This is a genomic window from Agrobacterium sp. CCNWLW32, assembly GCF_037083425.1.
Taxonomy (GTDB): Bacteria; Pseudomonadota; Alphaproteobacteria; order Rhizobiales; family Rhizobiaceae; genus Agrobacterium; species Agrobacterium radiobacter.
Genome location: NZ_JBAOJM010000010.1, coordinates 40,109 through 52,358, shown reverse-complemented (window position 1 = coordinate 52,358; position 12,250 = coordinate 40,109). Strand labels below are relative to the sequence as shown.

12 protein-coding genes are annotated in these 12,250 nt (G+C 56.1%); 9 read left to right on the top strand and 3 right to left on the bottom strand.

Annotated features, from left to right (window positions below):
- Positions 1-136 precede the first annotated feature (136 nt).
- From V6R85_RS19165 to V6R85_RS19145, 5 genes are all read left to right on the top strand, one after another.
- On the top strand, positions 137-1,213 hold the full coding sequence (locus V6R85_RS19165) for an ABC transporter ATP-binding protein (protein WP_080866814.1): 1,077 nt from the start codon (positions 137-139) through the stop codon (positions 1,211-1,213).
- Positions 1,214-1,263: 50 nt separating this feature from the next.
- Positions 1,264-2,514 (top strand): ABC transporter substrate-binding protein, encoded by a 1,251-nt coding sequence (locus V6R85_RS19160; RefSeq protein ID WP_112488902.1) that lies wholly within the window; start codon positions 1,264-1,266, stop codon positions 2,512-2,514.
- Positions 2,515-2,688: 174 nt separating this feature from the next.
- On the top strand, positions 2,689-3,600 hold the full coding sequence (locus tag V6R85_RS19155) for a carbohydrate ABC transporter permease (protein WP_162724176.1): 912 nt from the start codon (positions 2,689-2,691) through the stop codon (positions 3,598-3,600).
- Between the two features lie 4 nt (positions 3,601-3,604).
- Positions 3,605-4,459, top strand: coding sequence for a carbohydrate ABC transporter permease (locus tag V6R85_RS19150; RefSeq protein ID WP_080866815.1), 855 nt, complete (start codon positions 3,605-3,607; stop codon positions 4,457-4,459).
- 11 nt (positions 4,460-4,470) lie between these two features.
- Positions 4,471-6,465: an alpha-glucosidase gene (locus V6R85_RS19145; protein ID WP_112958621.1), complete on the top strand. Its 1,995-nt coding sequence runs from the start codon at positions 4,471-4,473 to the stop codon at positions 6,463-6,465.
- A gap of 22 nt (positions 6,466-6,487) precedes the next feature.
- On the opposite strand, the gene V6R85_RS19140 is transcribed toward V6R85_RS19145, so the two are convergent.
- A complete protein-coding gene (locus V6R85_RS19140; protein ID WP_003506420.1) occupies positions 6,488-7,777 on the bottom strand; it encodes a pilus assembly protein TadG-related protein in 1,290 nt (429 codons plus the stop codon).
- 405 nt (positions 7,778-8,182) lie between these two features.
- Between V6R85_RS19140 and V6R85_RS19135 the strand changes: the two genes are divergently transcribed.
- On the top strand, positions 8,183-8,680 hold the full coding sequence (locus V6R85_RS19135; protein ID WP_112682674.1) for a hypothetical protein: 498 nt from the start codon (positions 8,183-8,185) through the stop codon (positions 8,678-8,680).
- Positions 8,681-8,917: 237 nt separating this feature from the next.
- Here V6R85_RS19135 and V6R85_RS26065 read toward each other — a convergent pair whose 3' ends face one another.
- A complete protein-coding gene (locus V6R85_RS26065; protein ID WP_112540194.1) occupies positions 8,918-9,133 on the bottom strand; it encodes a helix-turn-helix domain-containing protein in 216 nt (71 codons plus the stop codon).
- A 217-nt stretch (positions 9,134-9,350) separates the two neighbouring features.
- On the opposite strand from V6R85_RS26065, the gene V6R85_RS19130 reads away from it, so the two are divergent.
- The 3 genes from V6R85_RS19130 (at position 9,351) to V6R85_RS19120 (ending at position 11,769) form a co-directional block, all read left to right on the top strand.
- On the top strand, positions 9,351-10,007 hold the full coding sequence (locus V6R85_RS19130; RefSeq protein WP_336377138.1) for a hypothetical protein: 657 nt from the start codon (positions 9,351-9,353) through the stop codon (positions 10,005-10,007).
- A gap of 11 nt (positions 10,008-10,018) precedes the next feature.
- On the top strand, positions 10,019-10,351 hold the full coding sequence (locus V6R85_RS19125) for a zinc ribbon domain-containing protein (protein WP_336377137.1): 333 nt from the start codon (positions 10,019-10,021) through the stop codon (positions 10,349-10,351).
- A 68-nt stretch (positions 10,352-10,419) separates the two neighbouring features.
- On the top strand, positions 10,420-11,769 hold the full coding sequence (locus V6R85_RS19120) for a hypothetical protein (RefSeq protein ID WP_336377136.1): 1,350 nt from the start codon (positions 10,420-10,422) through the stop codon (positions 11,767-11,769).
- Positions 11,770-11,826: 57 nt separating this feature from the next.
- On the opposite strand, the gene V6R85_RS19115 is transcribed toward V6R85_RS19120, so the two are convergent.
- Positions 11,827-12,147 (bottom strand): hypothetical protein, encoded by a 321-nt coding sequence (locus V6R85_RS19115; RefSeq protein WP_336377135.1) that lies wholly within the window; start codon positions 12,145-12,147, stop codon positions 11,827-11,829.
- Positions 12,148-12,250 lie beyond the last annotated feature (103 nt).

Genomic DNA, 12,250 nt, shown 5'->3' with positions numbered 1-12,250 from the left:
CAGGCGTTTCGCCATCCCACGATATCGCCAGACAATCGGGATCGATTTTCGAAGATGCGATGCGTGGAATTTGAAGGTTGATACCGGCTATTGCGTCCATTCAAATTCTGGACGCGCCGGTCGTGAGGAGGAAAATATGGCTTCGGTCAGCCTGCGCAAGCTGGACAAGAGTTACGGTGCGCTTCGCATCGTCAAGGGCATCGACCTTGAAATCAACGATGGAGAATTCGTGGTGTTCGTCGGCCCTTCCGGCTGCGGCAAATCCACGACGCTGCGCATGGTCGCGGGGCTGGAAAGCATTACAGACGGCGAGGTGAGGATCGGCGACCGTGTCGTCAACCGGCTCCCGCCGCGCGAACGCGACATCGCCATGGTGTTTCAGGACTATGCGCTTTATCCGCACAAGACGGTGCGCGAAAACATGGGTTTCAGCCTGAAGGTGCGCGGTGTCAGCGCATCGCAGGCCAATGCCAGCATTGACGAGGCGGCGAGGATGCTCGGCATCGAGCACCTTCTCGACCGGCGACCCGGCCAGCTCTCGGGCGGCCAGCGCCAGCGTGTGGCCATGGGCCGCGCCATCGTGCGCCGTCCGCAGGTCTTCCTGTTCGACGAGCCGCTTTCCAATCTGGATGCCAAGCTGCGCGGACAGGTGCGCACGGAAATCAAGCGTCTGCACCAGCAGCTCGGCACCACCATCATTTACGTCACCCACGACCAGGTGGAGGCCATGACGCTGGCGGACCGCATCGTCATCCTTCGCGGCGGCGATATCGAGCAGGTCGGCACACCTGACGAGGTCTATAACCGGCCGGAAAGCGTCTTCGTGGGCGGTTTCGTTGGCGCCCCGGCGATGAATTTCGCCCGCGCAAAGGTGAGCGGCGACCGGCTGGCATTTTCCGATGGCAATTCCCTGCCGATGGCCGCCATCCGGCCATCCCGCGAAACGGGCCTCGACGGGCGTGAAGTCATCGTCGGCATTCGCCCGGAACATTTCGGCCCCGTCGAGGGCTTCGACACGCAGCTTGCGGTCAAGGTGCAGGTTGTGGAACCGCTGGGCTCGGACACGCTCGTCCATTTCAGCCTTGGCGATGCGGCGCTGACCGCACGCATGCCGCCGCAGCTTCGGCCGACGCCGAACGAGGAACTGCGGATCGGCGTCGATCCATCCAAGGTCCATCTTTTCGACGCGGCAACGGAACGCTCTATCCACTGATCGCCCGGCGAAAAATGCTGCGGCCAAGGGTTTAATAATGGGAGGAACACATGACATTCAAAGCTATCCGGGGCAAAGCCCTTATGGGTGCAGCTCTCTGCGCGACCATGCTCGCCTTTTCGGGACAGGCCTTTGCCGATACCGAACTGAAAATCTTCGTTTCCAGCCAGCATCAGCCGGATGTGTGGCGCAAGGCGCTTGATCAATATGAGGGCAAGACGCCGGGTGTGAAGGTGGTCATCGAGACCGGCGGCAACACCTCGGAAATGCAGGCGCAATATCTCAACACCGTCATGTCGGCCAAGGATTCCAGCCTCGACGTGCTGATGCTCGACGTCATCCGCCCGGCACAGTTCGCCACGGCCGGCTGGACCAGCGATTTTGCCGGCAAGGACCTGTCCGCCTACCTGCCGACCTATGCGGAAGCCAACACGGTGGATGGCAAGATCGTGGCGCTGCCCGCCTTCGCCGATTCCATGTTCCTTTATTACCGCAAAGACCTCCTCGACAAATACGGCATCAAGCCGCCGACCACCTGGGACGAGCTGAAGGAAGCTTCCAAGAAGGTGATGGAAGGCGAAAAGAACCCCGAACTTCAGGGCCTGTCCTTCCAGGGTAAGGCGATCGAAGGCGCGGTCTGTACCTTCCTCCTGCCCTACTGGAGCGAAGGCAAGTCCCTGGTTGAAAACGGCAAGCTGAATTTCGACAACAAGGCCGCCGTGGATTCGCTGAAGCTGTGGAAGAGCTTCGTCGACGAAGGCATTTCCAAGAAGAACATTTCGGAAGTGGCAACCGACGATACCCGCAAGGAATTCCAAGCCGGCAAGGTTCTCTTCGCCGTCAACTGGTCCTACGCCTGGACCCATTTCCAGGGCAAGGAATCGCAGGTGAACGACAAGGTCGGCGTCGCCCGCCTGCCCGCCGTCAAAGGCGGCGAGCAGACGACCTGCCTCGGCGGCTGGGAATTCGGCGTTTCCGCCTATTCCAAGCAGCAGGACGAAGCCAAGAAGTTGGTGGAGTATCTCTCGGGTCAGGATGTGTCGAAGTTCATGGCCATCAACGCCGCCCTTCTGCCCACCTATGCCGCACTCTACAAGGATGCGGACGTGACCAAGACGATCCCCTGGTTCGCGGACGCCCTGCCAGTCGTTGAGACCGCGAAGGCCCGCCCCGTGACACCGCGTTACAACGAGGTCAGCGAGACGATCCGCACCACGGTCAATGGCGTGCTTGCCGGCGTGATGACACCGGAAGACGGCGCAAAGCAGATGGAAAGCCGTCTGCGGCGCGTTCTGCGCTAAGCTTTGGGCCGGAAGGCGGCATGCAAACCATGCCCTTTCCGGCCGTTTCGACTGACAGGAATAACGCCGCCTGAACGGCGCGATAAACGGGCCGGATGTGAACCGGTCCGATCGGGAGACGATGACGTGAATCCAGTTGCGGGAGTGGCAGACGTGACAATGCCTGATAGAACCATGGTTCGGGTGGACGAGAAACCGCAGCCGCGCTGGACGCGGTGGCTCGATCTCGGCGACCGGTCGCTGGCCGTGCTTCTGCTGGCGCCGGCGGCGATCCTGCTTTCGCTTATCATCGTTTATCCGGTGGCGCGGCTCGTCTACACCTCGTTTTTCAGCCTGTCGCTGACATCAGGCCTGCCGGCGGAATTCATCGGCTTTGAAAACTACACGGCGATGTTTGACGATCCAATCTTCTGGGAAACGACCTGGAATACGGTTCTGATAACGCTGATCACCGTGCCTGGCGCGCTGTTCATGGGCCTAGGGCTGGCGCTGCTCGCCAACCTCCCCTTCTCCATGCAGTGGCCGATGCGCCTGTCGCTGCTCATTCCCTGGGCGCTGCCGCTCTCTTTTGCCGGCCTCATCTTCGCATGGTTCTTCCATTACGAATATGGCGTGGTCAATGACGTTCTGAACCGGCTGGGCTTTGAAGGCATCATCTGGTTCAACTCGCCGAACTGGGCCTTTGCGGCCATCTGCCTGACGATCATCTGGAAAACTTCGTCGTTCATGGCGCTGATGATCCTCGCCGGCCTTCAGACCATTCCACGCTCGCTCTATGAAGCGGCTGATGTGGATGGCGCCGGCAAGGTCCGCCAGTTCTTCGAAATCACCCTGCCGCTTCTCAAGCCCTCGATCGTCGTCGCCCTCATCTTCCGTACGATCACAGCGCTGCAGACCTTTGATATTCCTTACATGATGACCGGCGGCGGCCCCGGCACGTCCACCACGACGCTTGCCATATATATCCACCAGAACACCGTTTCCTTCCTTGATCTCGGTTACGGTTCGGCGCTGGCGGTCATGATGTTTGCGCTCTCCATGTGCGTTACCGCCGTTTATCTCCGCATCATTAGGACGAAGGACTGATCCCATGAGCACCGTTGCAAATTCCGGTCTGTCCTCCGTCTTTTCCGGCAAGCCGCTGCGCTTCATCGCGGCCTCCATCCTGCTGGTCAACGGCTTGTTCCCGGCAATCTGGATCCTCTTCACCTCGCTGAAGACCGAAGCGGAACTGACGGTCAAGCCGATCACGTGGTTTCCGCATGCCCCGACGCTTGCTAACTACATGCAGGCCTTTTCCGACCAGCCGCTGCACCTCTTCCTGTTCAACAGCTTCATGGTAGCCCTGCTCTCCACGGCGCTCACCATTCTGATTTCGGTGCTGGCGGCTTATGCGCTGGCGCGGCTCAACCTCAAATACCGGGCGCTGATCCTCTCACTCATCATCGCCGTTTCCACCTTCCCGCTGGTGACGCTCTTGGTGCCGCTGTTCGAAATCATGCGCGCGCTGAACCTGCTCAACAGCTGGACGGCACTGATTCTGCCTTACACGGTCCTTTCTCTTCCGGTCTGCACGCTGATGCTCGTCTCTTTCTTCGAAAGCATTCCGCGCGATCTCGAAAACGCCGCCATGATCGACGGCTGCACCCGCATCGGCGCACTCTTCAAGGTCGTCGTGCCGCTCTGCGCGCCGGGCGTTTTCACCGCCGGCATCCTCGCCTTCGTCAATGCCTGGGATGAGTTCCTGCTGGCGCTGTCCTTCAATTCCAATCCGGCGCTCCGCACGCTTCCCGTCGGCATCCAGCTGTATCAGGGTGAATTCGCCTTCCCCTGGCCGGTCATTTCGGCGGCGCTGGTGGTCGGCATCGTGCCGGTCGCGATCCTGATCGTCATTTTCCAGGAACGGGTTGTCTCGGGCCTCACCGCCGGTGGTCTCAAGGGCTAAAAGGTTAAGTCATGCATTTCGAAACGACCAAAGACGGCTTCACACTCGCGATCGGCAACCGCACCATCCTTTCCCATTCGTCTGATAATCCGGCCTTCTTCGCCGGTTTCGGCAAGGAGCGGATGGATATGTATCGCGGCAATTTCGATATCGAAGACTATGTCATCGAGCGAACCGCCCTGCGCCATGCGGAGGTCAACGGCGACAGCGTCACGCTCTCATCCTCACCGGGACAGGCACCGCGCCTTCGCCTGACGCTCGACGGCAACGCTATCAGGCTGACGGCTCTAGATGAAACCGTCAACCGCCTCTGGCTGCGCATCGTTGCGAAAACGGACGAGCATGTCTGGGGCGGCGGCGAGCAGATGTCCTATTTCGACATGCGCGGCCGTCGTTTCCCGCTCTGGACCTCCGAGCCGGGGGTCGGCCGCGACAAGACAACCGAAATCACCTTCAAGTCTGACGTCAGCGGCAAGGCGGGCGGTGATTATTACAACACCAACTATCCGCAGCCGACCTGGCTCTCGTCGCGCAAATATGCGCTGCATGTGGAAACGAGCGCCTATTCGGTCTTCGATTTCCGCAATGACGATTTCCACGAAATCGAAATCTGGGCCATCCCTGAAAGGATCGAGTTTTTCGCCGGCGACAGTTTCACCGATATCGTTTCCGCGCTTTCGCTGCGGTTCGGACGCCAGCCGGAATTGCCGGAATGGGTCTATAACGGCGCGATCATCGGGTTAAAGGACGGCGCCAACTCCTTTGCCCGGCTGGAGAAAATCCGCGCGGCCGGAACGAAGGTGTCCGGCCTCTGGTGCGAGGACTGGGTGGGTCTTCGCCAGACATCCTTTGGCGCCCGCCTGTTCTGGGACTGGCAGGCGAATGATACGCGCTATCCGCATCTGCGCCAGAAGATCGCCGAGCTTACCGATCAGGGCATCCGCTTCCTGGGTTACGTGAACCCCTATCTCTGCGTCGACGGCCCGCTTTTCCCGGTCGCCGAAAAGGCTGGTTATTTCGCCACCGACGCCGAGGGAAAAACGGCGCTGGTGGATTTCGGCGAGTTCGATTGCGGTGTGGTCGATTTCACCAATCCGGCCGCCGCCGACTGGTTCGCCGAGGAGATCATCGGCAGGAATATGCTGGATTTCGGCCTTTCCGGCTGGATGGCCGATTTCGGCGAATATCTGCCGATCGATATCACGCTTTCCAATGGCGTCGACGCCAAGCTGATGCACAATGCCTGGCCCACTCTCTGGGCCGAGGTCAATGCGAAGGCCGTCGAGAGCCGGGGAAAGACCGGCGAAGCGCTGTTCTTCATGCGGGCCGGCTTCACGGGCGTGCAGGCCCATTGCCCGCTGATCTGGGGCGGCGACCAGTCTGTCGACTTCTCCCGTCACGACGGCCTGATCACCGTCATCTGCGGCGCGCTTTCCTCCGGCCTTATGGGCAATGCCTATCACCACTCGGACATCGGCGGTTACACCAGCCTGTTCGGCAATGTCAGGACTGCTGAACTCATCATGCGCTGGACGGAGATGGCGGCTTTCACGCCGGTCATGCGCACCCATGAGGGCAACCGCCCGCGCGACAATCTGCAGATCGATCAGGATGAGGCGGTTCTTGCCCATTTCGCCCGTATGACATCCATCTATGTCGCGCTCGCCCCCTATCTGAAGTCGCTCTCCGCCGAGGCTGCAGAGTCGGGCCTGCCGGTGCAACGCCCCCTCTTCCTGCATTATGAGGATGACCGGCAGACCTACGAAATTCAGGACTGCTACCTCTACGGGGCGGACATGCTTGTCGCACCGGTCTGGAAAGCCGGAGAAACGCAACGTTCGCTCTATCTTCCGGGCGACGGCGAATGGGTGCATCTGTGGAGCGGCGCGCATTATCGCGGCGGACGAGACATTACCGTCGAAGCGCCGCTCGGCGAGCCGGCGATATTCTACCGTGCCGATAGCAGCCAGCGGCAGCTGTTTGAAAAACTTCGCACCATCGGCTGAACGATAGCGGGTTCGTTCTCCATCACCCCGTCAGGCGGGGTGATGTGATGGCCTTTTTAAAGAGGGCGGTCATCGCGTCGCTGATGCCCTGCGACGGGCTGACTTCGAAGAACAGTCCTGGAGAAGCACATTGCTGCATGCGTGCGCCGATTTCCGGCTGAAAGGGCGCGATCCAGCTATTGTACCAGTCATTGGTCGGCAGCGGCAGATAGGTGGTGTAGAGCACGGCGATCCGGAAGCCCTTTTCCTTCAGCTTCGTGCAATATTTGATATCGATCGGCTCCTGACAGCGGCCGCTGGTCGTCTTTTTGGTGCAGCTGGATGGCTTGTAGCTATCGCCGACACCGTCTGAAACGAAGAAGATAATCTTCTCGGGGCTGGCCGAACTCGCCCCGGTGCCAGAATTGCCGATCTTGTCGCCGATCTGAGTGAGTGCCCGGTCGAAATCCGTCTGCTGGTCGTTGTTAAATCCCTGCTTTGGGATCGACATCAGGTCGACTTCACCGGCTTTCTTCTTCGCGGTCGCCAGGTCCGACGTCAAGGGAACGACCTCGAGCAGCTTCGTATCTTCGGCTTTCTCTCCGAAAGTGTAGACCGCCATGCGATATTGATTGCTGCTTTTGCGGTTGGACTTCGCCGTGTCCATAAGGCTCGCCGTGGCCTTTGCGACCACATTGATGCGCGTCGTCACTCCGAGGCTTTTGGCCTTGTAATAATAGCTGTTCTTGTCCACCACCCCGTTTGTCACGATGTGACAGGCGAAAGCGCATTTGTCGCTCGTATTCGCAACCATGGTGGCGACATCGGCCGGCGTGGCGCCAACGCCCATCGAGGGAGTGTTATCCAGAAGCACATAGAAGTCGCTGAATGTTTCCGTCTCGTATTTGGCGGTCGCCTTGCCCGAAACAGTGATGAGATCCTCTCCGAGGACCCGTGAAAGCTTCGTGCCGATGGATGCCTTGAAGCTGACCGACGATTCGATGGCGTTACCGCGCTTGATCACCGACACGTCGAGAGACAGGAGCTTGTAGTCGGGATTGGCCCTCTCATTGCTTTCGAAGAATGCGGAAGCCTCATCGCCGCCAAGCGTAATGACGCCGTCACTCGACATTTCCTTTGCCTTGTGAACGCTCGCCGACGTATCGGCAACCACCGCGAGCGCCGCAGCATCCGCCGCCATCTGCAGGTCTGATTTGACGGCCATGCCGTGCGTCACATCAAGGGCCACGCCGGCGGCGCCAATCAGCGGCACCATCAACAAGGCGCTGAGAATGCCGAAATTTCCCGATTTATCCTGCCAGAAGTTCTTCAAATTCGCCCCCAATCATCTTTCCCGGGGCCAAATTAGTCGTACAATATTGAAAGGCAGTTTCAAGAGATAACTAATTTTCGATAAATCTAATTTCCTCAATAACTAATACGCAGATGGATACGGGTACCCGCGATCGCGCCTGACGGCGGATCGGCGGCGGGACGTTGACATTTATGAAACTTGACTTACAAAACAAACTCTTCCGAGGGGAGCACCAGACGGTGCTGAGATGGCGTTGAGCCGGACCCTTGAACCTGATCCGGGTGACGATCGCTACTGTTTTTGTTGATTTTTCAGCGTTTTTTAGAACAGCTTATTAGCAATTCCATTAGCAATTCGCCGCCAGCAGACGCAATGCTCCACCGGAGCTAAACTTGCATTCCCGAAGTTGATCACAAGGCCCCGATGCTGAATTTCTCTGCGCTTAAATCGATCATTTTTGTCATGGTGATATCTGTCATTGGCAATACGGCTTACGCTCAATCTTTCGACGATTTGCATGGCTTCGAGTTGGATCAACGCTTTGCTGATGCGAGAAAGAACGCTACCGCAAGAGGATGGGAGTTAAAGAAGTCTCCCGTCTTTCCCAGTGAATGGGTGGTCAGCGGGACGGACTTCAGCCTCTATATATGCGATGATAAGATTGCTGCGGTGAGAATACATAGGGTCGGGACACTCGACGATTTCGCCTTGATAGTGGATGAACTCCAAGCAAAGCATGGTCAGCCAACGACGAGCGTGTCTACGTTCATGGCTGGAGCTATTCGAATCTCCACAATTGCAGCGAATTTCACAGGGAATTCCAGCAAAATAAAAGTCCAGCTAAGCAGTTCAGATGACAAGCTTGGCTTAACTGCGAATTTCATTTCAAATCTGCGTTGCTCAAATGAAGTTTCCCGATAGCAAGCGAAGCTCCTAACACTACAAGAACGGCGCACCCGACAGGATTGATTATCAGAATTTAATATAATCAATTCAATTAGATGGTTTGTCCTCGATGTCAAGTTTCGTAGCAATTTGCGTAGCATGCGAGGGTCGTTCAAGAAGGTGCCCAAACGAGAGACTCGCCGCCGCCGTCAAACAATAACAGCTTTTCATGGTGGTGAATTCAGCCGGTAAGGTAGCCGCATCCACCACGATCTACCCCCGGAACGATTTCAAATCGAATTGAGCGGCTAAAACGTGAAGCTCCGCTGCCGGGTCAAACCCAATTACCTTAGCAATAGCTATGTACTCAACGACGTCGAGGCGGCGTTGACCCGTTTCCAGTTTAGCCATGTAGGACTGATGCTGCCCGATGGCGTTAGAAACAAACTCTTGCGTATAGCCAGCCGCGTGCCGCTTACGCGTAATCATACGGATCAGTTGCTCATGTTCTGACGAGTTTAGCGATTTCGACAAAAAATGCCCCAATTTTTCAATTGGGGACTTCAAATATACATAAGAACCAATTATGCCAAAACGGCAGAAATGGTATTTAATTCATTGGACAACCAGTCGTAGGCATTTGGGGGATAACTTGAAATCCAAAACTTTGTGGACCGCATGCAGGGTCTGCCAGAAGCAGGTTTCCGTGAGTGCTAAGGCGTGCGCGCAGTGCGGCGCGCGTCGAAAGCGATTTAGCGCTCTGAAATTGATGGTCGGCGGTTTCGCCGCATTGGTGATTGCCACTGCAATTTTTGGTTCGGCTGAACCACAGAGAGGTGCAGTTGCAGACAACGGTAAAACCGCTGCGTCTGCGTCAACCGTCAAATCCACCGTCACTCCTTTTCCACAACAGCAGGCAAGCTTCATCGCGGCAATCAGCGATTACAAAACCCGTTTTGACGCCGCCGGAAACGAGCTTCAGCAAAGTGTTCTGCGAGATGAACGCCGTATGGCAATCGTGAAAGCGGTGGGTGGACAGCTTCATGCTGATGGATGGTCAGGCACCCTTCGCAAGCTGGAAACCAACGGTGATGGCAATGCGGTTGTCGTCGTGCGTGTCGCGCCAAACATCGATCTGGCGACATGGAACAATGCGATCTCTGACGTCCTGCATTCAACCCTAATCGAAAAGGGAACTCCGCTTTACGCTGCCCTCGTAAATATGTCGGTTGGCGACAAGGTAAAGGTTTCCGGCAACTTCATCCGCGCTGAAGCGGACGGCTTGTTCGAACAAAGCATTACCATTCGCGGCGCAATGACCGCTCCAGAATTCCTTTTCAAATTCACTGACATTTCCAAATAGGAGAATTGACCATGGCGCTTATCAGCTGCCCGGAATGCAACAACAACGTCAGCGACGCGGCATTCAAATGCCCATCTTGCGGTACACAGCTTCGCAAGCCAAAGCGCGGTTTCTTCGGGAAACTGTTCAAATGGTCCTTCATCGGATTCAACGCGCTGATGCTGCTATGGGCTGTTGCAGGCTTCAATGCTGCCACGAAAGATATGGGGACACTTACGGGTGCGGAACAAGCCGGAGCGGCAATCGGAACAGGCATTGGTATGGCGATGGTGCTGACTGTGTGGGTATTAGGCGTAATCGTCCTTGGGATGTTCGTACTCTTCACCAGACCGAAGGTCGTCTAATTTGGAGATCAGAGGCGAAATATTCGCCCGCGTGCCCTGTAGATTTTAATGCAACTGATGGATTGCTGATGCTTGCGAAACTCTCTGGCATTTCGTTTCTTGCGGTTGTCGTATCGGCAACAGTCGCCAATTCTGCTTGCCTGAAGGAAGTAGATATTCAACGCCACAATGCGGATTTAAAATCCCATTCTGAAAATATCGGACGAAAGGATGGCAGCGTCGTTTCCATCTATCGACAAAAAGGCAGCGCACGCTTTGTCGAGGTCGTTCGTCAAAACCGCTGTATCACGACTATCAAAATCCTGAGCGCTGACGAATTGGATCGAAGATACGATCTCATGGCGTCGCTCTGGGATGAGCGCGCCATTGCTCAAGAGGAAGCTCTCGACAACGAAGGAATGGATGAGGGCAACGACACTGAAGTAGTCTCGGATTCCGATCTTCCCTTCTTGTCTATGGACAGATTTCCTGTATCCGGCATCTACTCAGGTCCGATCAGACTCCCCGATTTCAAAGGTAGGGATCGCGACTTCGCCACTTTTCGCACACGCATCTCCAACGGCATGAAGGCAGGGGTAAATTTCGCCGGTCAATATGCGATTACGCAAATCGGCTGTGGGTCGAGTTGTTCGATAGCCTTCGTAAGCGATCTCAAAACAGGTCAGCAGGTTCGCTTTCCGTATGGCGGTGAGGAAGCCGGACCTGTGACGCTAAAGCACATTGCGGGCAGTCGGCTTCTGATTGCGACGTGGCGGGATGGCGATCAATGTGTACTTGAGTCAATGATCTTCAATGCCGGAACCTGGGACTCGTTGGCGAAGCATCCAATTGGCGATTCAGACGTCTGCTATGCAGACATCGACGACAATATCAGCGCTTTCAAAAGCAAACGAGAAATGAGCGGCGCAAATGAAGTTCCCGCTTCAGGAAACAAAAGCGCTAACGCCGATCACGCTAAAGCGCAGACAGATCAGCAACCGTCCGCCAATGTCTCACCGAGCGCGGGGATGACCGAATACGACAATATCAATGTCGCGGCGTTGCTGAACCTTTACGAAGCCCACGATTTGCTCCTTGCGTGCTTCAAAGCCAGAGAAAATCAGTTCCCGGCTTATTTGTCGCGACAAGAGATGGAAAAAGCCGAAGCGGATTTCCTGAAGGATGAAGCGGAAATTTTAAAGCGCGATCTAAGGATTGATAAACAAGCCGTTTCTCGAAGAGCGCACGAGTTGAACACGCTGTTTACAATGGCTGTTGTTCTGACAGGGATGACAGAAATGAATTATGAACACTGGAAGGCGTGCCGAAAGCTGGCATCTATTTTTCCACCCGGTATCGAAAACGCGAGATTGAAAAAGCGTGAAAAGCAAAGCACGGGCGGTGGACTGATAGTGCCGCAGGACCCACGCTTCAGATGAGCTTCCCTGCACCAAAAGCAACATGGCGATTGAAGGCGGTAGATTACCCGCTGGTGATCAATATCGTGAGTTTTTCCAGTCGATGTACCAAGCGTCTTCTGGAAGATCGTTGAGCAGAGTGGACAAATCCCAAACTACCCTTTCATCGTCTCCACGATGAGACGTGAATCGTGCCCATATGAAGTTGTGCCGACCCTGAGTAGATATCGCGGGCGTTCCGAAAAGCCTTGCGGCTTTTGCGCTGTATTGCTGGTCGATGGAAACGGCGATCATTTGCTTCCAACGGTTAGGAGCATTTAAACTCATACGATTCTCCATAAAATGCCTACGCGCTGTATTCGTCTTCTCTCCGCTCAGGGCGTCCAATTGATCAATCATGAACATTCATTGGCGTGGCTTTCCTCAATCACTCGGCTGGTCTTGTTCAACTCAATAAGCGATCTGGAAAGTGTTCCGCATCCAAGCCCGTAGTAGAGAAGCC